Source organism: Aeoliella fuhlenseeensis, from assembly GCF_052161615.1.
Classification (GTDB): domain Bacteria; phylum Planctomycetota; class Planctomycetia; order Pirellulales; family Lacipirellulaceae; genus Aeoliella.
Genome location: NZ_CP197417.1, coordinates 339843 through 360689, shown reverse-complemented (window position 1 = coordinate 360689; position 20847 = coordinate 339843). Strand labels below are relative to the sequence as shown.

Genomic DNA, 20847 nt, shown 5'->3' with positions numbered 1-20847 from the left:
ATGGAGGGACGCCCGACAGGGGAGGGTTCGGACGCGTGTGTGTTCTAACGGTGGCAGGTCGAGCAACTGGTGCTGGCGTGGATCTTGGGGTAAGGAGTGCCGTGAAGCTGCTCGTACTCCTTCGCAATGTCATCCATGTGCTTCTTCAGGCCCTCTTCCGTGGTCAGGTCATACTGCGGCACCCACGCCAGGTTGGTGATCTCGCTTTGCGGACGCAGGCGCGGCTCGGGATTGCGATGGCAATCGAGGCAAAAGCCCATCGACAGCGTCTTGTCCTGCCAAACCTGCTCCATGCGGTCGATGCGCCCGTGGCACTCGACGCAACCTACACCCCGATTCAGATGCGCGGCGTGATTGAAGTAAACGTAGTCGGCCAGGTCGTGAATACGCTGCCAGTCCATCGGCTCGCCCGTTCGGAAGCTGTCGCGCACCGGAAGCAACTTGACGCTGGTCGAGTGAATCGCCGTGTAGCCGGTGGTGGTAGTCCCCGTGGAGTTCACGCCACTGTGGCAATTGATGCACGTCGCCGTCGGCGGAACCGCTGCTTCGCCGGCGATTTCCACCGTGTTGTGGCAATACCGACAGTCCATCTTCAACTGTCCGGCGTGCAGTTCATGGCTAAACGGCACCGGCTGAACGGGCGAATAACCCACGTTCAAGGTCGATGGCAGCGTACCGTAGGTGTAAACCACGGCGCCATAAGTCACCGCGGCCCCTGCGCCGAGGCCCAGGAGTACCACGAATTGATTGACCCAAGTCGGAAAATAAAAACGATCCACAGGCCCATTTCCTGCCAAGGGAATTTCCAATCAAGCGCGCACCAGACCCGGGAAGAACACCGAGCGCCCAGGCCTGCCACGGCTCGCAATGTGAAAAACAGCACACAGTTAACCCTAAGCAGACCGATTGGCCAACCCGGGTCTGTGCGAAAAAAGTCGTTCCAAGACCACTTAGGATAGCCGTGCGCGCGCGACTGTGTCGGCGCGGTAAACTGTCACACCCAAATGGGGGGGGTAGTAGCCCAGTCCGCGCCGAGCGTCGCCCTACTCTTCGCCAAGTGCTTATTTGGCTCGGAGCCATTTTTTGCAACTTTTCGCAGATTCTGCGTTGTCAATTTCGCAATCTCGCGGAATAGCATTGGGTAGGTTTGGTGGTGAGTAGGACTTTGGTAGACTTTTCGGCGGAACAAATCACTCATGGCGGTCTCGATATCCAATTGGCACGTGGCACTGCTCGCCGCGATATCTCTCGCTATATCCCCAATTTTATCGCACGCCCAGCCGTCCGTGAGCGATCCCGACACGCAGGTCGACTCGGTTCGGATGGTCCCTTTTTACCAGGTCGAAATGACCGACCAGGTCTGGGCTCCGCGGACTCGGCTGTTGGTTGAGAGGACCTTGCCGCACGCTTTCCGCAACACCGAGGGTGCCCTCGAAAGCCTGCGGATGTGCGCGAACTTCCTGGAGCACGGGGGCGAGGGACCCGCTCCGCCCCCCCATCGTTTCCGCGACTCCGACCTCTATAAGGTCATGGAGGGAGCCGCCCTGATGCTCCAGGCGGCCCCGAATCCCGACATCGAGACACTCATGGACAGCATCATCGATGTCATCGCCCGGGCTCAGCGGGACGATGGCTATCTCTATGTCGCCCACATCACCGGCTCGATCAACGAGGAGGAGATGGGCCCCAGGGCGTATAGCTACGTGGTCCATAGCCACGAGCTCTACAACATGGGCCACCTCTACGAGGCCGCGGTCGCCTACGCCCAGGCTACAGGCAAGACCAAGCTGCTCGACGTCGCCCAGAAGAACGCCCTTCACGTGAATAAGGTCTTCTTCGAGGGCGATCCCAACTACAACGACGGCAAACCGGTGAACCAAGCTCCGGGCCATCAGGAGATCGAGCTTGGCCTCGTAAAGCTCTACCTCTACACGGGCGAGTCGCTCTACCTCGACATGGCCAAGCGGTTCCTCGACATCCGCGGCGTCACGTATCGACCCGAGGGACACGGCATCATGTCCCCCGAGTACGCCCAGCAGCACGCCCCCGTCGCCGAGCAAACCGAGGCCGTGGGGCACGCGGTCCGTGCGTGCTACTTGTACGCGGCGATGGCCGAGGTCGACAGCCTCGCGGGCACGGACGACTACGGCCGAGCGCTCGACTCGATCTGGCACGACATCGTGGATCGCAAGATGCATCTCTCGGGCGGTCTCGGTGCGGTTCCTCATATCGAAGGCTTTGGCCCCGCGTTCGTGCTGCCCAACAAAGACACCTACCTCGAAACCTGCGCCGCGGTTGGCAACGTGCTGTTCAACATGCGAATGTTCCTCAAGCACCGCGACGCCAAGTACGTCGACGTGGCCGAGGTCGCCCTCTACAACAACTGCCTCGCGGGCATCGGGCTCGATGGCACGAGCTTCTTCTATCCAAATCCGCTCGAGGCCGAAGCAGGTCATGCCCCGCGCTCGGGTTGGTTCGGCACCGCTTGTTGTCCGTCGAACCTCGCCAGGCTCATCCCGCAAATCGCCGGCTACATGTACGCCAGCGACGCCAATCGAATCTACTGCGTGCTCTATGGCTGCAATCGCGGCAAGGCGAAGGTCGCCGGTGAAGAAGTCCTGCTCACGCAGCGAACTAATTACCCGTACGAAGGAACCATCGAGCTCAAGGTCGATCCTCCAAAGGCCATGGAGTTCGAACTGGCACTTCGCATTCCCGCCTGGGCTGGCGATCAGTTCGTGCCGGGCGAGTTGTACCACTACACCGAAGCCTCCCCCGCGTGGACCCTCGAGGTCAACGGCGAAGCTCACCCCGTAACGCTCGACCGAGGTTTCGCGGTCGTTCGCCGAACCTGGCAGCCAGGCGACGTCGTGAAGCTGCTCCTCCCGATGCCCGTTCACGCAAGCGTTGCGTTAAACGAGGTAGAGGCCGATCGCGACCGCGTGGCGCTCACTCGTGGACCACTCATGTATTCCGCTGAGGGGATCGACAACGGTGGCAGCGTCCAACGGTTCTACTTCGAAGGCTCGCCCAACGTCTCCGAAGCCAAGGTTGCCCCGCTCGAAGACGGACCCCTCGCCAAAATGCCCGGCATCACGCTCCCGGCTCGCGAACTTCGCACCGATGGCTGGCAGGACGCGTCGCTGAAGTTGGTTCCTTACTTCGCATGGGCGAATCGCGATCGCGGGTCGATGATCACCTGGATCGGAACCCAGCAGGATCTCGCCGAGCCCGACATGGCCTCGCCGGAGAATCTGAAGTTCGCCAATGCCACCGCATCGCATACCTACGAGCGCGACACTCCGCTCGCCGTGCGGATGCGTCACACCCCCAAGTCGTCCGCCGACGACACCATCCCGCGCTGGACCAGTTGGCCAAGCAAAGGCGAGACCCACTGGGTTGAGATCGACCTCGGGGAGAAGAAGTCGATCACAAGCGTTGGCGTCTACTTCTACGACGACGCGGACGGCGTGCATCTGCCGGCATCGTGGTACATTGCCGTGCCACAGGGAAGTCGCTGGCAACCCGTCAAGCTCTACAACACCGACTCTTACAGCACCCTGCCCGACACTTACAACACGGTCCATCCGGCAAACAAAATCACCGCCGAGCGAGTCCGGATCTTCATGACTCCCAAAGACCGCGAAACCAGCGTCGGAGTGCTGTCCGTCGACATCGAAATCGACTGAGCGACGTGATCGAGTAATGTCCCACTTTCGTGACAATTTCATTGCCTGCGACATTACTCATTTTCCGCCCCATGGGAGTTTCGCCGTAAGCTGTTTCCCTTCAATCGCTTGCGAAGCCTGAGGCGAGTCGCCTCGCCAGAGTAAAGTCGCAGCGCGACGCCGCAGGTGCGACGTTACTGGGAACCAGAGATGTGTGTCATTCTGAGGGGAGTGATGCGACCCGAAGAATCTCGCGTTTGGGAAAGCCGTCCAATTGGCAAACGAGATCCTTCAGTCGCTTAGGCTCCTTCAGGATGACAAGGCGCGGAGCGGGAGCCCCCAGTGTTTTCCCTTCTGGGGGCTCGCGGAACTCGTCCCCCAGCCACCCAGCGCGTGAGCCAGGGCTCGCTGCCGCGTTTATCCGTTTTATTCAGTTTCCAAAGAACGCACGTTCACCAATCCAGCGAACGTGTTCATGAGAACATACCCGAAGCGCGCTTTCTAGGCCGTGTTGACATACCTATGTTGCATCTAGGTGGATCGGGTAAAGTAGGCGAGTAACCGTTACCTCATGGAGGAGGATTAGATGCGACGTTTTTAATTGACGGACGATCAGTGGGAGCGTGTGGAGAAGCTGTTGCCGGGTCGGGTGGGGTGTCCGGGGCGTAGTGCGGAGGACAACCGGTTGTTCCTAGATGCTGTGCTGTGGATCGTTCGTACTGGCGCTCCGTGGCGTGATCTTCCAGAGCGTTTTGGGCCGTGGAACAGCGTCTTTCAACGGTTCAACCGCTGGGCGAAGAAGGGGGTCTGGCAGCAGGTGTTCGCCGCTCTTCAAGAGGCGGATTGGGAGTGGGTGATGCTGGACGCCACCATCATTCGGGCCCACGTTCACGCGGCGGGGGCTCGAAAAAAAGGGGAGATCAGCAACTTGGGCGATCGCGTGGTGGATTCGGAACGAAGGTCCATGCGGTCTGCGATGGACTCGGCAATCCCGTAAAGCTCCTCCTGACACCCGGGCAGACTCACGATGTTACTCAAGCTGTGCCGCTCTTGGAGGGACTCACGGCGGAACACGTGATCGCCGACAAGGGTTATGACAGCGAGCAAGTACGAGAGACCATTGAGCGCCAAGGCGCGACGGCCGTCATCCCTTCGCGAAGTAATCGCAAAGTGCAGCGGGCTTACGACCAGCATCTGTATCGAGAACGCAACCAAGTCGAACGACTGTTTGCCAAGCTGAAGCAATGCCGACGCATTGCCACTCGATACGACAAAACAGCACGAAACTACCTCGCGTTGCTGCATCTGGCAGCCACAATGATCCTCTTGGCCTGAATGTCAACACGGCCTGGTAGTTTTTCCAAAAAAGTGGGAATAGTTCGTACAACGGAATCCATTCCGTTTTTTCGCCATTTTGCGAAGTGACGCATCTCGGCCCGATGGCGGTCTCGGCGATGCCCCGGCCGATGGAAAGCCCGTCCCTCGACCGCCGAATTGCCATGCTCGTTTACCCAGGGTAGCCCCTCCGCTCGTAGAGCTCGCGACGGGGCAACCCTGGGCAGACATCCGAAACCCCTTCGGGGTACTCGGGTGCTGGCGACAAGAGGCCCGTGGCAGGATGCGTCTGGTAGCGAATTCGAGCACGCCAAAACCTCGCGTGCTCCGCACACCGACAATCGGCCGTGGAGCATCGAATGACTGGCGACGCACCAAGCGGCCGAAAGTCGGTGCCACCCAATGAACATGAAGAAACGGCGAGCGAAGGGTGGCGCGGTCGGACAACCGATTTATACTCCTTCGTGGCTGGCGATGTTCTGTGATATGAAAGGTTGAAGGATGCACGTCGATTCGAAGTTCCCACCCCACCCCGTTTTCGCGGTGGCCCTCTTGTTGCTGTTAACCCCGCTGGCGAATGCCGATGAGCCGCTCGGCTTTCACATTCAGGCGCATCGTGGGGCGGGGATCGGCAAGCCGGAGAATACGCTCGAGTCGTTCGAGGCGATGTGGAAGATCGGCGTCACGCCCGAGGCGGATCTGCGGACGACGAAAGATGGCGTGATCGTCTGTTTCCATGATGCCGACTTTCGCCGCGTCGTGGGCAATACTACGGACGGGCTCAAGTCGAAAGGGGTGGAGGACCTGACCTTAGAAGAAGTCAAACAGCTCGAAGTCGGTTCGTTTCGCGGAGAGGAGTTCGCCGGGCAGCGAGTGCCGACGCTTGGTGAGTTGTTCGAAGCGATGGAGTCTCATCCCGACCGGTTGGTGTACCTCGACATCAAGACCGAGAAGGTCGACCTCGACCAACTGCAGAAGCAGGTGCTCGAAGCGGGCCTCGAAAAGCATATCATCTTCACCACCAAACACCACGACTTGATCCGGCAGTGGAAACGCCGCGTCCCCGAGTCGCTCACGCTGATCTGGAACGGCGGGACCGAGGCCGACCTCCAGCAGCGCCTTGCCACGATCCGCGCCGCGGACTTCGAAGGGATCACCCACCTGCAGATCCACGTCCGAGTGATCGGCGACCCCACGGACCCCGAGCCGTTTGTCCCGTCGATCGCGTTCCTCAAGCAGGTCCGCGACGAACTAAAAGAGCGCGGCATCGTGTTCCAGGTCCTCCCCTGGGAAAACGCCGACCCAAAGGTCTATCGCCGTCTGCTGGACCTCGGCGTAGAGTCATTCGCGACGGACTACCCGGAGGTGACGGTGGAGGCGCTGCGGGGGTTTGAGAAGTAGGATCGGCGTTTCGCCCCCAGCAGGTTCAGGCTCAGCCAATAGCCATTCCCCGGTTCGCATCACGAACAAGTTCACGCGGCGGACGCTTTTGACTTGGACTTCAAGACCGACGTTGCCGCCCGATTGGGTGCAACGCTTGGTTCGCTGGTTAACGGTTAATCTTCGATCAGTTCGGACGACACGACTTGAACGCCGCCGCAGACCGGGCAAAACGAGGTAAACGCTTCCACTTTTGCATCTGCTGGGATATTTGGAAATATCTTTGCCTGCAAATCCGACGGAGCGTCGAAGAGGTCCGGCATTCCGCATTTGTCGCAGGGTTGCAAGTACCAATCGTTTCGTTCGCTTAGATACTTCTCGGTAACCATGAATGGTTGATTGCCGGCGTTTGCGGGCAAGAACAGGATGCTGTCGTTGAGCCGCAGTGATTGCAGTTGGTGCGGCTGATTCAACAGCGTGCCCTCATATGCACCGGCACGTTTCCCAGTTACGCGCACCCATACAAGCTCAGGAAGGGCCTCAGTAAGTCGCGGGCCACCTTCATGCGCGATGACCTGAAGATCATCGGGATGCTCGGGATGAAAACGTCCGGATAGTGCTGGGTCCGTCCGCCAAGGATGAATAGTGTCATTCATGGGCAGGAAATCTGGAGTGTCACTTACTGTATCGCGTGAAGTTGATTCGGCGGGCGCTATTATTTTTTGAGCCGACGGGTCGTTGCATCCAACGACTAGGAGGCAAAGCAACGAAAGTATTTTCATGTTAGACACGGACTACCCCTACCAGCGAACAACAAAAGTATACAGAAGTAGTTCTGTCTAACCTCTTAAGCAGGCGGGCCTATTGTCGCCGTAACTCCAGTTGCCCACAAGCTTCGCCGCCTGCCGAGACGGCCGCGCCGCTGCTGGCTTGTCGAGCGCAGCCGGTTAGAAGACTTTGATTTACCGCGTCCCTCTGTCATCTAGTCGCCGGGTGCCCCTTGCGCCGCCAGTCTCTTGCCCGAATCAAGCTCGGCACCAACCACTAAATCGTTCCTCGGCCATTGATCGACAGAGAGTTGGTAAGGTTCCCATGATGCAAGCACTGGCGAAGCCAGTGGCACACTTTGGCTTCAGCGTTCTACCAATGCCACCCGGCCGGCTATACCATTGTTTAGAATTGTGACGGCTGGACGGGCACAACCAAATCAAACTTCGGTGTGTATCGATGTCAGAATTTGCTTCCAACTTCAAACGTGAAAAACAAATCCCGCATTTCTACGAATGGGAGACTGATCGTCCGATTTTCCAACATGCCCGGGTGAGATATGCACTTCGTGCCGACATGTGCTCACGCTGGGAAGACACTTCGGGTGCGTTGTATGTTTCAACGCTACAGGAGAAGCCTAGTCAACGACATGAACGGACGTGGGAATACCTGATCGACAACGCCAGCGATTTAGAGCAAATTTTAAAGCGAGTACTCCTCAAGTATCATTTGTACGCTTTTCGCTTGTTCATCCGGGAACTTGAGCAGCTAGGCGATTCTACGTTCGATTCTCCAGTTGAGTGGGCCGTAAGTTGGTCCTCGATCCGAGACGAACTGAGTTGGGAAGGAGACCAAGCAGTCGACGCGTTCTTTGAGCTTTGTGCGGTTCATCTGCTGGAAGACGGAGATGATGCTACCAGCGACGTAGAGTTCGGCTTCAGTACAAGTTGGGACGAGGAGCATGGAATTCAAATAATCATGAGACGTGACGAAATCATGGACGACGGTGGTTTAGAGTATCTCTTAGGTGGAATGTGAGCACACTCACGCCGGGTGCCACTGCTGGCTTGTCGCGTGCAGCCGACTCGGCGGCTCCGATTCACCTCTTCACTCTCCTATCCAGTCGCCGGTTCGCGTCTGACCAGCAGTGCTTTTTGGGGTAGACTGCGGCACGTTCGGCGCTGCTGGTCTGGTGCGGGCTGGCGAGCATTGTGGGGAGTCAAATGGTCGTCGACATTCAAATTCTTGGCAAAGCCCGACAAGCCAGCAGTGGCACCCGTGCGTGGCCGCTGTAACCCCAACCTAGCCGCTGCACGATCGCACTAGAACAAGCAACAGCAACGATCCGATGATCGAGACCACGACCGAGCCGGCACACCCCAGCTTGTTAGAATAGAAGCCAAACATGATGTTTTTCTATCAGTGAGAGTAGATCGCGAAGTGCGTTGAGTTGTGAGACGAGAGCGTCCTAAGCGATCTCTACAGGCAACATTCGTGCCAAGAACCGAAAGGGGGTCTGACTATTCGCCTCACCGACAAACCTGCAACCCGGCCACCTCAGTCAGCACCCCATCAATAGCTACCTGATCGCCGGCCGAGAATCGGAAGCGCAGGCGTAAGAGCGGCGGTTAGAACTAGCTGGCCGGTGTTCGCAGGCTCGTCGGCTTGCGATGCGCGACACTGGGCAGTCCGAGCTTTAGAGGGCGTCGGACGATGAAGCCGGTGCTAGTTCCGGGATTCCGTATCCACCGTCTGTTTTGCTTACTACCCTTCGTAAACAATCGTGTTCTGGTTCTCTGGGAGGTTATACGCATCTGCTGTGGTCAGATGACCATCTTGGTCGCTTACACGTGCAAGGATGTGGCCACGACGCAAAACTATCTGTATGCCGTGTTCTTGCTCCCAGTCACAATTGCCTGTGAGTTGCACGTAGACCTCCTTGTCTCTCCAGTGTCGCCTGGATACGTGTACCCCTGTAATAAAAACGTGTTGCCAAACTTCCTCTTTGGACCCTATCGTGAAGTCCAACTCATCTTCCCCCACTAACTCAACGAATCGCTGATAACTACCGAATACATACGGCGATGCGGCATTTCGCTCTGACATCGAGAGAGCTAGGAATTGCTTAATGGCATCAGAGAAGTCTTCAGGCGAATTGTCGTCCTCAATTCCGTCCAGGATGAATTGAAGCTCTGCTCCCCCAACATACGGCACAGCAATGTATTCACTCACAAACCAATCCTCAATGTCGTCATCACGTAGTAAATCTCCAAGTGGTTCGATATTCATGGCACTTCGTACTTGCGGCTGGATTGAAATTGTTCCCAAGCCTTACTAGGCAGTTTTATACCTGGGTAGGCTGCTCAGATTGTAGCAAACTCCATGTTGGGGGGCTGAGGGCGTTGCCTGCGTCGCCGTGAAACTCCTGTGCAGGCTGCAGAGCTTGTCGGAAACCTGACGAGTGCCACTGCTGGCTTGTAGAGCTCAGCCGGTTAGAAGACTCGGATTCACCGCGTCACTCTGTCACCCAGTCGCCGGTTTGCGTTAGACCAGCAGTGATTTCTGGGGTAGAGCTGGTGTAGGTTAGGCACTGCTGGTGTGGTTCTGACTGGCGAGCTATCCAGAAAGCTTCTGGGTACAGCTACTCAACTTACTGATCAAGCACGACTAGCCAGCAGTGGCACCCGGCGTTGGACGATGAATTCGACGCTAGTTAGCGAATTTCGTCATGCATGAGTGCGTAGCACGTCGTCATAGGGCCACAAGTCACCATGCGGCTTAGTTGTCCTGATGAAACAACGATTGGTGAGCAACTCGATGCGCTCTTCGCGAGTCAATCCATCGCGATCATAGGTGGTTGATTCAGGACCAGCAATGTTGTGCTTCCCGTCAACGTTATAGTGAAATCCCTCGCCACTCCGATAGTCGCGCCGAAAAGTTGTTCGCCATTGAGAGTTGTGTCCCCATCCATGCGACAAATCTTGAAACGGACGATTCTTTCGCCGAAATGCCCAATAAAGAGTGGACGACTCGGCCACCTCTTTGCTTATCAATTTTGCGCCGCCCGTCACCCGCACGCCCGCCCGCGAAAAAACCATGTCTCCGAGCATTAGGCAGGGCCAGACAATTGATGCGTACTCCAACGGCTGGTCCTCGTCACTCGATTCGTCGACATCAACGATCTCGTGATAAAACGGTGAGAACACCTCGGGGGTTTCTACCGTCAGCCCGATAGACTCTGCAAATCGCTTATGCTCGTCGAGCGAGATTTTGGGACCTGGCCAGTCGGCGCCATCTGCTCGCCCGTGCTGGAACCCAAGAAGAAGAATCTCATTCACTCGACTAAACGCATACAAACGCCACAAATCTTCATCATCCGCAGGTGGAATTGGCTCACCCTGTCGCGATGCAAAATCGCGAAGCCATTCACCTTCGCCGGGGTGCGACTCTACCCAGGGGGCGACGATGTCGCAATAAACCGAACCATTGTGCGTGTTTTGAAGCGAGTCAAATAGTTGCCAGCAATGAAACTGTGATTCATGCATACCGTGCCCGTAATGAAGCATATGATGGCTGTAGCTCACCAACTGTGAATCTAGCCCTCTTACTCGATGCGGTCCAGAAACCTACCTCGGCGTGAAACTTTGAAGCAGGCTGCAGAGCTTGCCGGAAACTCGCCGGTTGCCACTGCTGGCCTGTCGAGCTCAGTCGATTAGAAGACTTTGGTTCACCGCGTCACTCCGTCATCCACTCGCCGGTTCGCGATAGACCAGCAGTGCTTTCTGGGGAGGACATAGCTTACTTCGAAGCAACCGCGGCTAGCGCCGTGCGGCTGAAGGGCACTATCAATCCTAGAGCCGGTCTTACTTGACCATGCGACGTTTCGCGGTCTCCTCGCGGCCACGGAGAACTGGCTCGATGCGGCGCCACGCCTTGACCAGTTGCGGGCGGACGCTTAGCCGCGCGTAGTGCGCCACGCTGTAGGTGAGGCGGAGATCGGTTGCTGCGCGAGTCTTGTATTCATAGATTCCCGGGCCAAGGTCCATGAAGACATCCCCCAGGGCTTCGGCCGCAACTAAGGACTCGTGCAGAGCGAGCGCACCGACGCCGGTTTTGACGAACTGTGGGTCGTAGCCGTTTCGAAAGCCGATCCATCTGCCCGCGTTGCAGTAGGCGTAGAGGTAGGCGATTGGTTGGCCGTTCAGCCACACGACGGTCATGTCGACTTGCCCCTCGGCGGTGGCCCGCGCGTGCAGGGCCCGCAGGAACTCCTGCGTTTTGTCACTGGAGAAGCTAGCTTCGTGGGCACCCTGCCAAGACTGCTTGGCAATCTGAGTGCAAGCGTCGAAAAGGTCGAACCGGGGCTCGTCTCCCACGCCGGGACGAACATGCTCGACCCGGCAGTCCCCCATCGACTCGAGCGTTTGCCGGGCCCGCCTTAGGTTCTGGCGGTACTTCTTCGAGAGCCTCGATTCATAGGCCCTGCCATCCCGAAGATCAATGACAGGCCGCTCCATTCGGGGCGTGACCTGTGCGGTAAAGCCGGCACGCTTGAAGGCCAGGACGGTCGCGTTCAAGTAGTCCTGATCCACCCATCGCAGGTCGATCAGATCCCAATCACGTGGAGTCTCGCGGACATGACGCAGCGCATCGGCTAGAACTTCAACGGGCTTCGCTCCGAGGGGCAAGTACTCGCAGGACCAATCATCCATGGGAAAAAAGAGCGTCCCGAGCAGACCGACTTTCGATGGTTCGTCCCGCACGCAGAATGGCACGACCGCCGACTGGCTGGCGTCGACCAAAAGGCGGAGGGACTGCCGGCGCGGGAACCGACGCCAGCCTTCCTCAAGCCAGGCCTGGCTCTGGAAGAACGAAGCCCCGGGCGTTGCCTGGAGTGCTTCCTTCCATTGCGTAGCCACACCGGCTACCTCGCAGATGTCGTTAATCTCTCGGAACTGGCCGTCTGGCATGGTAGGTATTTCTCTAAGGAACGGTCGGGATAAAACGGCGTTCTCTGTGGAAGCAAGCGTCGTGCCAGAGTCGCGATGCCCACGAAAAGTTGACCGTTACTGAAGGCCATCAAGAGACAGTCTTCGCGGTAGTTGACTTGTCGCCACACGCGGTGGTCTTAAGCCCTCAACCCGAGCCGGTTTCGATGAGGAGATTCCGCATCGGATGGGCTCCCGGCATGGAGAATTCCCTGACGCGGCGCGGCGAGGACTAGGTCGCCAGTACGGGCGGGGGTTCCAAAGGTAGGTCGAGCGCCAGAGCCCGACGAGGGACACCGCCGCCGCTTCTGCCGGCCCGCATGGTCGAGATAGGTGTTCTCGGTGTGACACCCTGCCGGCGACACTTAGCCGCGCATGGCTCTACGCAGCATCGAAAGCTTAATCGATGGTAGGAGGATCGAGGTGGAATAGGTCGATAGCGTCGCCATTCAAAACTCGTTCCATGAGTTCACGCACTCGAATTGACTCGTCGCGCGCAACGATGGCCGCAGCGATCGCTATCTCATGACTCCGCGAAAGCGCCAAGCCTTCAATGGCGGTCAGTCGCATTAGTTCGTCGTCGTCGAAAAGTAAACCAAAGAGCACGGTTTCTAGTAGAGGACTGTGATTGTTGAGCAGTTGTTGAACGCACTCTATTCTCACGCGATCATCTTCATTAGCTGCAAAAGCAGATCGACATAGCGCAGCTTGACCTGCAGCACTATTAAGTGATTTCCCAAGCTCCCGTGCTGCTAGTACTTTGCCATAGCCGTCAGCAAGATCGATCGGAATGATCCCATCAGAGCGTGAAGTAAGTAATTCGTCTCCGTGGAGCAATCTCAAGCATAGACTCAGTTCTTCTCTCATCGCCACCCTCATCACACCGGACCTGGACTCCACCCCGCACGACTCGGGATGAGTGTCCCCGGCCCTGCGTTCCTGTTGAATTACTCTTCTGCAGCCAGAAAATCTTGTAGCCAATACCGCTTCTTTAGTAGCTTCTCGTTGACCGTCAACCGGTAGAAGGGCTCCGCCTTCTGGAAATGCCACATGATGTCACCAATTGTAGCCGAGGTCGGTGCCCCACTCTTAAAGATTCGCACTTGGTCGCCAAACGTTAATGGTGGTGCCGGCACGTTCTTGAAAAGTGCTGGTTTCACGCGATAGGTGCATTGAGCATATCGCAACATCCAGTACCCGTCCTGAAATCCGACAACCTCGAATAGCTTGCCATTAGGCGTCAACTGGCGGAACGCAACAAGGTCGTCAGGATGTATCAGGTTTAGACCGTGTTCCTCGAACCATTGATATAGGCCCCAGTTGCCAATAGCAGTATCCATGACTTGTCTTCTCAGTTGCTGAAACGCCGGGTGCCACTGCTGGCTTGTCGGGCTTAACCAGACAGCGGACGCCGGTCTTTTCGCCACTTTGCAATCCAGTCACCGGTCACCTTCTCAGACACCTTGCAGTCGGACGGTAACTGGGGTCGGAGTACATCATCTCGGCATCATACGGCGGTTTCTACGATGCGTCGAAGTGAAACTCCCTACACACGAAAAAAGGCTTCACCAACTGGTACTTAAAGAGTGTGCCCCAGTCGAAGCTCTCGTCGAAGCACACAATGAAGGCCAACTGGTGTACAATGCGACTGGAAGCGGAAGGAAGGACCGTAAAGGATCCACCGGCAGAGCCGGTGGCTTTCAGGGGTACGCCGACAGGGCGTGCTGATCGATTTCAAGGGCGATTCCGCTTCAGCAGTTTCATCGTCCATTAGGCAAAACCTAGAACGGCAGAGCCCAGTAGCTCTGACCCCATCCAGAGGATGTGGGTTTTCCTTCGGAAACTAAAACTAGGTGCCTTCACAATTAGCCGTCAGAAGTGTGTTATGTCAACTGCGTCGAGTCGTCCTCAAGCGATTGCCCAAATTCTCTACGAACTCAAGAAAGCTGAAAAGCTTGCAACTTTAACCTCGATTGCCACCTGCGCGGGATTCTCTCCCGGTGCAAATGGGCGGACAGTCAACACATCCCTAAAAGTAGTGCGTCGCGACTGGCCGCAGTTGGAATGGTGGCGGGCAGTTGCTGACGACGGTAAAGTCGACGAAGAGCAGAAAACCTTTTTGGCTGAAGCGGGCTACGAATCGGAAGAAGTCAAGGATGGTGGTTTTGTAATCAAGTCATTCGCAGAACAATTGATGGTATGGGAAAACTTGAGCGCAGTGGTCGATTGATGCGGGCGTCATGCCGAGTCCCGCTCGAAACCAGCTCCCAATTCTGTATTGGTCAACTGTCCTACTAAGTCTCGGGCTCCTGCTTCGTGACGTTGGTGTGAAACATCGACGCAGGCTGCAGAGCTTGCCGGAAACTCGCCGGGCGCACTGCTGGCTTGTCGAGGTGGGCCTGTTGGGAGAGTCTGATACACCTTTTAACGATGTCAGCCAGTGGCCGGTTTGCGTTGGACCAGCCGTGCTTTCTGGGAGGACTGCGGCACGTTCGGCACTGCTGGTTTGGGGCGGGCTGGCGAGCTTTGTGGGGAGCCGGATGGTCATCGACATCCAAATTTTTGGCAACGCACGACGAGCCAGCAGTGGCACCCGGTAAGTTCGGCGAATCGGCCTCGGAGAGGCCTCCCACAGCTTTGAGGTCGGCCTACGGGGCCAGCTTCTTTAGTTTGCGTTGTAGCGTTCTTCGCGGGATACCCAGGAGCGCGGAGGCGCGGCTTAGGTTGCCGTCGCAGTCGGCGAGGACTTGTTGGATGTGGTTCCACTCGGCTTCGGCTAGCGACGGCGGGTGGAACTCTTCGGTCGTTTCAGCGTGCAGCGCTGGCGAGGCCTCGAAGGCGGCGAGCACTTGGTCGGCGTCGGCGGGTTTGGTGATGTAGCCGACCGCTCCTTCGCGCATCGCGTCGACGGCGTTGGCGATGCTGCCGTAGCCGGTGAGCATGACGACCTTGGTGTCGGGCGAGCGTTCGCGGAGCAGTCGCAATAGCGCGAGGCCCGAGCCGCCGGGCATTTTGAGGTCGAGCACGGCACGGTCGGGGCGGAGGGTTTCGAGCTCGGCGGCGGCTTCGTCGTAGCTGGCGGCTTCGATGACTTCGTGGTCGCGCGCGGCGAGGGCGCGGCCCATGCGTTCGCGGAGCATTTCGTCGTCGTCGACTAAGAGTAGGGTGGGCATGGTTTTGGGGTGCTGGGCGGTTGTTGAATGCTCCCTCTCCCCGTCCCTCACCCGGGACGGGGAGAGGGAACAGTCAGGCGGGGAGAGGGGACATTCAAAGAAGACTCGCTCCTCTTACTTTACAGGCGGGCGGGGAGCTCGACTATGGCTTGGGTTCCGAGGCCGGGTTTGGATTCGATGATTAACTTGCCGTCGAGGCGCTCGACGACGCTGCGGGCGAGGAACAGGCCGAGGCCCATCCCTTCGCCTGGCTGCTTGGTGGTGAAGAATGGCTCGCCGGCACGCGAGAGGACGTCGGGGGGCATGCCGGGGCCGCGGTCGGTGAACGTGAGGCGGACGCCGGCGTGGAGTCGCTCGGAGGTGATGGTCACTTCGTGGTCGGAGGCGTCGAGGCCATTCTGCACCAGCCCGCGAAGTGCCTGGGCGAGCGCGACACGTGGGACGCGGAGCAGGATTTCCTCGGCGTCGTCGCCAAGGTCGATGCGCACGCGTTCGTCGCTCGCCAGTTCGTCGACAATCACGTCGACGAAGTCGGCGAGGCTCATTTCGGTGAGGGCTTCGCCAATCCATTGACCGGCGTCGAGCGACATGCGATTCAGAATCGAGCGGCAGCGTTCGAGCTCGCGCCGCACGAGCGCGAGGTCCGCAGCGATGCCCTCGGGCAGATCGCGGCCGGCGAGTTCGCGTTCGACTTCCGTGGCGACGACAGCAATCGTGGAGAGCGGTGTCGCGAGTTCGTGCGCGGCACCGGCGGCGAGCGTGCCGAGGGCTTCGAGTTTCTCGGCGCGGGCGCGTTGTTCTTCGGCGTGGCGCTGGGCGCGCTGGCTGGCGCGGAGTTCGCTAGTGAGGCGGGTCATGAACGCGACGATCACGCCCGACCCGGCGACGACGGCGACAAACTCTCCGACGCTGGCGAGCGGCAGCTCTTGCTGCGAAGCGACGCTGGTGAGCCGCGCGGGGTCGGTGAGCACGGGGATCGAACGATGGTGCCAGAACAACAGTGCCATGCCCCCACACGCGGCGACTTCGAGCAGCCACGCGAGTTTTGGTTCGAGCAGCACTCCCGCGAGCGCGAGGTTGACGAAGTAGAACACCAGGAAGGGATTGGTCTGCCCGCCGGTGAGGTAGAGCATGACAGTGAGCATCACCAGGTCGAACGTCATGACCGAGGCGATGACAATCGACGCGGTGTTCGGCGAAGTGTGCCCAGTGCGGAGTGCGCGGCGAACCCACCAATCGAGCGACAAGTTGGTGGCCGCCGTGGCGATGAGGGCAGCCATCAAGGGCTCGAACGGCAACTCGACGCCAAGTCCAAAGTGGACGTAGGAGATGGTGACCAGCTGCCCGACGATGGCAACCCACCGGAGCTTCACCAGCCACGGCCCGTTGACGGCAAGCCGCGAGGTGGGGAGATCGGCGGTGTGCGGCGAAGTGGACAAGAAAGGTTGGATGAGTGAAGTGGCGTGGAAAGCCTTCATTATGCTCTGCGTGATGAAGCGGGACGAGATGCGGGAAGCGATGGCGAATTCGCGGAGGGCGTGGCCCTCCGGCTATTGAAGGAGAAAAGCAGAAGAGGAGAAGTGGAAAAGGTGCTATTTGCCGCCGTTTGCGAGATTGGTGCGGTGATCTGTGTTTGCTTCTGCGCACGGAATGCGTCAGAATAAGGGCATCCCCCCTGCCCCGGCTTTCGGCCCTCCCCTCCGAAGGTTCCCGCCGTGCAACTCTTCCGCAAAACGCTTGTGTACTGCATTGCCCTGGTGGCCACCGCTGCGCCCACGCTGCTGTGGGCCAATGACGCGGGCATGGAACTGTTCGCCAATCAGTGCGTGCGTTGCCATGGCGACGCGGGCGCCGGGACCACGGACTATCCGACGCCGCTCGCCGGTGAGTTGTCGGTGTTGCAGCTTGCCGAGCAGATTCGCGTGACGATGCCCGAGGACAACCCCGAGTCGCTCACGCGGGAGCAAGCGCAGGCGATTGCGGAGTACATCCACGGGGCGTTCTATTCGTCGATCGCCCAGGCACGCAACGAACCGCCGACGATTGAGCTCGCGCGGCTCACCGTCAATCAGTACCGGCAGGCGACGACGGACCTCGTGGGTAGCTTCGGCTGGCAAGCGAACTGGGATGGCGGCGGCGGGCTGAAGGGGGAGTACTTCGACACTCGTTATTTTTGGGAAGCAAAAGACAAGGCGGTCGAGCGAGTTGATCCGACGATTGATTTTGATTTTGGTTCAACACCACCGGTGCCCGAGATCAAGGACCATCATCAATACAGCATCCGCTGGACTGGGTCGCTACTCGCGCCCGAGACCGGTTGGCATGAGATTGTCGTCGAGACCGAGCACGCCGTGCGGCTGTGGATCAACAACAACCAGACCGAGGCAATCGATGGCTGGGTGAAGAGCGGCGACGACGATGTCTATCGCGCGCGGGTTTATCTGTTGGGTGGTCGGCCCTATCCGCTGCGGCTGGAATTCTCCCGCGCGACGCAGGGCGTGGACGATCAGAACATTCAGGACAAGAACCGCAAAGACGAGCCGACCAACATTCACTTGCGGTGGGTGCCGCCGGGGGGTGCCGAGCAAGTGATCCCCGCGCGGAACCTTTCGCCCTCGCCGGCATCGGATACGTACGTCGTCACCACCCCTTTCCCGCCCGACGATCGCAGTTATGGCTGGGAGCGCGGCACGGCGGTGTCCGAGGCGTGGTTCGAAGCGGTGACCGCCGCGGCGATTGAAACGACCGGTTACGTGGTCGAGCATCTCGACAAACTGTCGGACTCCAAAGCGGACCAAGGCGATCGTCGCGAGAAGCTGCAGAAGTTCTGCCAGACGTTCGCCGAGCGAGCGATTCGCCGGCCACTCGATGACGAGCTTCGCACGCGGTACGTCGAACAGCAGTTCGCGAATACGGACGATTTGGAGAATGCGGTGCGGCGGTCGCTATTGATGACGCTCACGTCGCCTCGGTTCTTATTTCGCGAAGTGTCGGGCGGAAGCGAGATGGCGGACGTGGCGGCGCGGATGTCGTTTGGTTTGTGGGACAGCATGCCGGACAAAGAACTTTGGCGAGCCATGGGCGAAGGGCAGCTCGCCAGCGACGACCAGCTCCGCCAGCAGGCGACGCGAATGCTCGCCGACCCGAGGGCGAAGTGGAAGCTGCGGCAGTTTCTGTTCGCGTGGCTGCAGATGGACACGGGCGTCGACTTGAGCAAAGACCGCGAGCGCTTCCCCGAGTTCGACGCCCACACGCAAGCCGATTTGCGGACGTCGCTCGATTTGTTCCTGGACGAAGTGGTGTGGAGCGACTCGTCGGACTACCGGCGACTGTTCCTGGCGGACGAGGTGTTCCTGAACCAGCGACTCGCGCAGTTCTACGGGCTGGGGAGCGAGGTGTCGGGAGAGTTCGTCAAGGCGCGGCTCGATGATGGCCGCCGTGCGGGAGTGCTGACGCATCCGTACGTGATGAGCAAGTTCGCCCATGTCGACGTGACTTCGCCGATCCATCGCGGCGTGTTCCTGGTGCGTGGCGTACTCGGCCAACCGCTCAAGCCGCCGCCCGAAGCCGTGGCCCCGCTGCCGGCGGACCTGCATCCGGAGCTCACCACGCGCGAACGGGTGACGCTGCAAACCAAACCCGCGGCGTGCATGACTTGCCATCACGTGATCAACCCGCTGGGCTTTACGCTCGAACGGTTTGACGCGGTAGGTCGCTATCGCGAGACCGAGCAGAACCAAACGATCAACGACCAGGGCGAGTACCAACCACCCGACGGCCCCCCGGTGAAGCTGGCCGGCGCGCGGGACCTCGCTAAGTTCCTCGCCGAGAGCGACGAAGTGAGCGAGGCATTCGTCGAGCAGATGTTCCACTATATGGTGCAGCAGTCGCTCGAAGCGTACGGACCCGAGGTGCGGACACATTTGCAGCAATCGTTCGTCGACAGCGGCTACTCGATCCGCAACCTGGCGATTGAGATCGCCGTGGCGTCGAGCAAGACAGGAAGACAAGGCGCGCCGGGCCCGTAAGGCCTGTGGTAAGTTAAAACTAGAGATGGAATCAGAGATCCGAAGCTGCTGAACAGCAAGCAACACGCAAAACCTGTGGAAAGCGTCTCCGACACCCAGAATCGGGCTCGGAGAGCCCTCCTACAAAAGAGTTCCATCACACGCAATTTCATTGGCGGTAAGGACAACGGACATGGCCAGATTCAACACGCGTCGCGAGTTCTTGCGGACGATGGGACTGAGTGCGGCGGTTGCGCCGTTTATCATGAACCGCTCAAGCCTCGCGTTCTCGAACACCGAGGCGCGCAAGCAGCGGCTCGTGATCATCTTTTCGCCCAACGGCGTGGTGCCGCAGACGTTTTGGCCGGACGAGGAAGGAGCGGAGTTCAAGTTCAAAGAGAGCCTTTCGCCGCTCGAACCCTACAAGAATCGCTCGCTCATTCTCCACGGCGTCCGCGATGCGGTGACCGGGGATGGCGACGATCACATGCGGGGCATTGGCTGCTTGCTGACGGGGACCGAGCTGTTCCCGGGCAACGTCCAAGGTGGCGGCCACACGCCGGCGGGTTGGGCGAGCGGTCTGTCGATCGACCAGGAACTAAAGAACCACTTGCAGAAGAGTGAAGCCACGCGGACGCGGTTTGGTTCGCTGGAGTTCGGTGTGATGGTGCCCGAACGTGCCGACACGTGGACGCGGATGTGCTACGCGGGACCGAACAAGCCAATCGCACCGATCGACGATCCGTACCAGATGTTCTCTAAGCTGTACGGCGAAATGAAGGACCGCGAGAACATGGTGAGCATTCTCGACGACATGCGCGAGGATCTTGCTGCGGTACGAGGTTTGGTGAGCGCCGAGGATCGCCAGCTTCTGGAGCAGCAAGAGACGTTCGTCCGCGAGTTCGAGAAGACACTGAAGGCCGAGGGTGAAAGGGCTCCCAACCACGCCGAGCCGGAGCTACCGCCGGGTGTGGATCGTCAGAACGACAACATGCCCAAGCTGACGGAGATGCAGATCGAGCTGATGGTGCATAGCTTTGCGAACGACTTCTCGCGGATCGCGACTTTCCAGTTCACAAACTCTGTCGGCCAGGCGCGGATGAAGTGGATTGGCATCGAAGAGGGTCACCACACGCTGTCGCACGAGCCCGACAGCAACGTCGAGGCGATGGACCAACTCACGAAGATCAATCGCTGGTACTGCGAGCAGCTCGCGTATCTCGCCAAGCGGCTCGACGAAACGCCGGAGCCCGGCGGCGAGGGTTCGATGCTCGACAACACGACGATCGTGTGGACGAACGAGCTGGGCCAAGGGGCTTCGCACACGCACGACAACACGCCGTTCATCCTGGTGGGCGGCGGGCTCGGTTTTCAGATGGGCCGGTCACTCAAACTGGGTCAGGTCCCTCATAACCGCCTGCTGATGTCCATTGCTAGAGGCTTTGGGCACGACCTGAAGACGTTTGGGAATCCCGACTACTGTGGCGAGGGGGCGCTGGAGCTGGGTTAGTGCAATTGTCTTGTAGCT

The 20847-nt window shown here is 58.9% G+C and carries 16 protein-coding genes; 7 read left to right on the top strand and 9 right to left on the bottom strand.

The annotated features are described in order from the left end of the window. Window positions 1–44: 44 nt before the first annotated feature. Window positions 45–779 carry a cytochrome c3 family protein gene (locus SH292x_RS01380; RefSeq protein WP_442483783.1) on the bottom strand — a complete coding sequence of 245 codons (735 nt, stop codon included), beginning with the start codon at window positions 777–779 and terminating at the stop codon, window positions 45–47. 507 nt (window positions 780–1286) lie between these two features. Between SH292x_RS01380 and SH292x_RS01375 the strand changes: the two genes are divergently transcribed. The 3 genes from SH292x_RS01375 (at window position 1287) to SH292x_RS01365 (ending at window position 6404) form a co-directional block, all read left to right on the top strand. Then, a complete protein-coding gene (locus tag SH292x_RS01375) occupies window positions 1287–3689 on the top strand; it encodes a glycoside hydrolase family 127 protein (protein WP_442483782.1) in 2403 nt (800 codons plus the stop codon). 580 nt (window positions 3690–4269) lie between these two features. Further along, a protein-coding gene (locus SH292x_RS01370) for an IS5 family transposase (protein WP_442483781.1) occupies window positions 4270–5003 on the top strand; the annotation gives its coding sequence in 2 pieces (ribosomal slippage) (window positions 4270–4588 and window positions 4588–5003; 735 coding nt in all). 543 nt (window positions 5004–5546) lie between these two features. Then, window positions 5547–6404 carry a glycerophosphodiester phosphodiesterase gene (locus tag SH292x_RS01365; RefSeq protein WP_442483780.1) on the top strand — a complete coding sequence of 286 codons (858 nt, stop codon included), beginning with the start codon at window positions 5547–5549 and terminating at the stop codon, window positions 6402–6404. Window positions 6405–6559: 155 nt separating this feature from the next. On the opposite strand, the gene SH292x_RS01360 is transcribed toward SH292x_RS01365, so the two are convergent. Then, window positions 6560–7039 (bottom strand): hypothetical protein, encoded by a 480-nt coding sequence (locus tag SH292x_RS01360; RefSeq protein ID WP_442483779.1) that lies wholly within the window; start codon window positions 7037–7039, stop codon window positions 6560–6562. A gap of 571 nt (window positions 7040–7610) precedes the next feature. Here SH292x_RS01360 and SH292x_RS01355 point away from each other — a divergent pair. Beyond that, a complete protein-coding gene (locus SH292x_RS01355) occupies window positions 7611–8189 on the top strand; it encodes a DUF6985 domain-containing protein (RefSeq protein WP_442483778.1) in 579 nt (192 codons plus the stop codon). Window positions 8190–8915: 726 nt separating this feature from the next. On the opposite strand, the gene SH292x_RS01350 is transcribed toward SH292x_RS01355, so the two are convergent. From SH292x_RS01350 to SH292x_RS01330, 5 genes are all read right to left on the bottom strand, one after another. Further along, entirely contained in the window at window positions 8916–9440 is a 525-nt protein-coding gene (locus SH292x_RS01350) for a DUF6985 domain-containing protein (RefSeq protein WP_442483777.1), read from the bottom strand. 437 nt (window positions 9441–9877) lie between these two features. Beyond that, a complete protein-coding gene (locus tag SH292x_RS01345; protein WP_442483776.1) occupies window positions 9878–10696 on the bottom strand; it encodes a hypothetical protein in 819 nt (272 codons plus the stop codon). 318 nt (window positions 10697–11014) lie between these two features. Continuing rightward, entirely contained in the window at window positions 11015–12121 is a 1107-nt protein-coding gene (locus tag SH292x_RS01340; protein WP_442483775.1) for a GNAT family N-acetyltransferase, read from the bottom strand. 417 nt (window positions 12122–12538) lie between these two features. Next, a complete protein-coding gene (locus SH292x_RS01335) occupies window positions 12539–13006 on the bottom strand; it encodes a hypothetical protein (protein WP_442483774.1) in 468 nt (155 codons plus the stop codon). An 80-nt stretch (window positions 13007–13086) separates the two neighbouring features. Next, the gene (locus tag SH292x_RS01330) at window positions 13087–13479 is read right to left on the bottom strand and encodes a DUF6960 family protein (protein ID WP_442483773.1); all 393 of its coding nucleotides are present in this window, start codon (window positions 13477–13479) and stop codon (window positions 13087–13089) included. A gap of 545 nt (window positions 13480–14024) precedes the next feature. Here SH292x_RS01330 and SH292x_RS01325 point away from each other — a divergent pair. Continuing rightward, complete coding sequence (locus SH292x_RS01325; RefSeq protein ID WP_442483772.1) at window positions 14025–14369, top strand: hypothetical protein; 345 nt, start codon at window positions 14025–14027, stop codon at window positions 14367–14369. Window positions 14370–14787: 418 nt separating this feature from the next. Here the strand turns inward: SH292x_RS01325 and SH292x_RS01320 are convergent, their stop codons facing one another. Both SH292x_RS01320 and SH292x_RS01315 read right to left on the bottom strand, forming a co-directional pair. Further along, window positions 14788–15312 (bottom strand): response regulator transcription factor, encoded by a 525-nt coding sequence (locus SH292x_RS01320; RefSeq protein WP_442483771.1) that lies wholly within the window; start codon window positions 15310–15312, stop codon window positions 14788–14790. Window positions 15313–15431: 119 nt separating this feature from the next. After that, entirely contained in the window at window positions 15432–16751 is a 1320-nt protein-coding gene (locus tag SH292x_RS01315; RefSeq protein WP_442483770.1) for an ATP-binding protein, read from the bottom strand. A 276-nt stretch (window positions 16752–17027) separates the two neighbouring features. Between SH292x_RS01315 and SH292x_RS01310 the strand changes: the two genes are divergently transcribed. Both SH292x_RS01310 and SH292x_RS01305 read left to right on the top strand, forming a co-directional pair. After that, window positions 17028–19340 (top strand): DUF1592 domain-containing protein, encoded by a 2313-nt coding sequence (locus SH292x_RS01310; RefSeq protein ID WP_442483769.1) that lies wholly within the window; start codon window positions 17028–17030, stop codon window positions 19338–19340. A gap of 172 nt (window positions 19341–19512) precedes the next feature. Then, complete coding sequence (locus tag SH292x_RS01305) at window positions 19513–20829, top strand: DUF1552 domain-containing protein (RefSeq protein WP_442483768.1); 1317 nt, start codon at window positions 19513–19515, stop codon at window positions 20827–20829. Window positions 20830–20847: the final 18 nt, after the last annotated feature.

Coding starts and splice junctions, on each gene's coding strand:
- SH292x_RS01360 (WP_442483779.1), bottom strand. CDS start 7,039: ATGAATGACACTATTCATCCTTGGCGGACGGACCCAGCACTATCCGGA.
- SH292x_RS01355 (WP_442483778.1), top strand. CDS start 7,611: ATGTCAGAATTTGCTTCCAACTTCAAACGTGAAAAACAAATCCCGCAT.
- SH292x_RS01350 (WP_442483777.1), bottom strand. CDS start 9,440: ATGAATATCGAACCACTTGGAGATTTACTACGTGATGACGACATTGAG.
- SH292x_RS01345 (WP_442483776.1), bottom strand. CDS start 10,696: ATGCATGAATCACAGTTTCATTGCTGGCAACTATTTGACTCGCTTCAA.
- SH292x_RS01340 (WP_442483775.1), bottom strand. CDS start 12,121: ATGCCAGACGGCCAGTTCCGAGAGATTAACGACATCTGCGAGGTAGCC.
- SH292x_RS01335 (WP_442483774.1), bottom strand. CDS start 13,006: ATGAGAGAAGAACTGAGTCTATGCTTGAGATTGCTCCACGGAGACGAA.
- SH292x_RS01330 (WP_442483773.1), bottom strand. CDS start 13,479: ATGGATACTGCTATTGGCAACTGGGGCCTATATCAATGGTTCGAGGAA.
- SH292x_RS01325 (WP_442483772.1), top strand. CDS start 14,025: ATGTCAACTGCGTCGAGTCGTCCTCAAGCGATTGCCCAAATTCTCTAC.
- SH292x_RS01320 (WP_442483771.1), bottom strand. CDS start 15,312: ATGCCCACCCTACTCTTAGTCGACGACGACGAAATGCTCCGCGAACGC.
- SH292x_RS01305 (WP_442483768.1), top strand. CDS start 19,513: ATGGCCAGATTCAACACGCGTCGCGAGTTCTTGCGGACGATGGGACTG.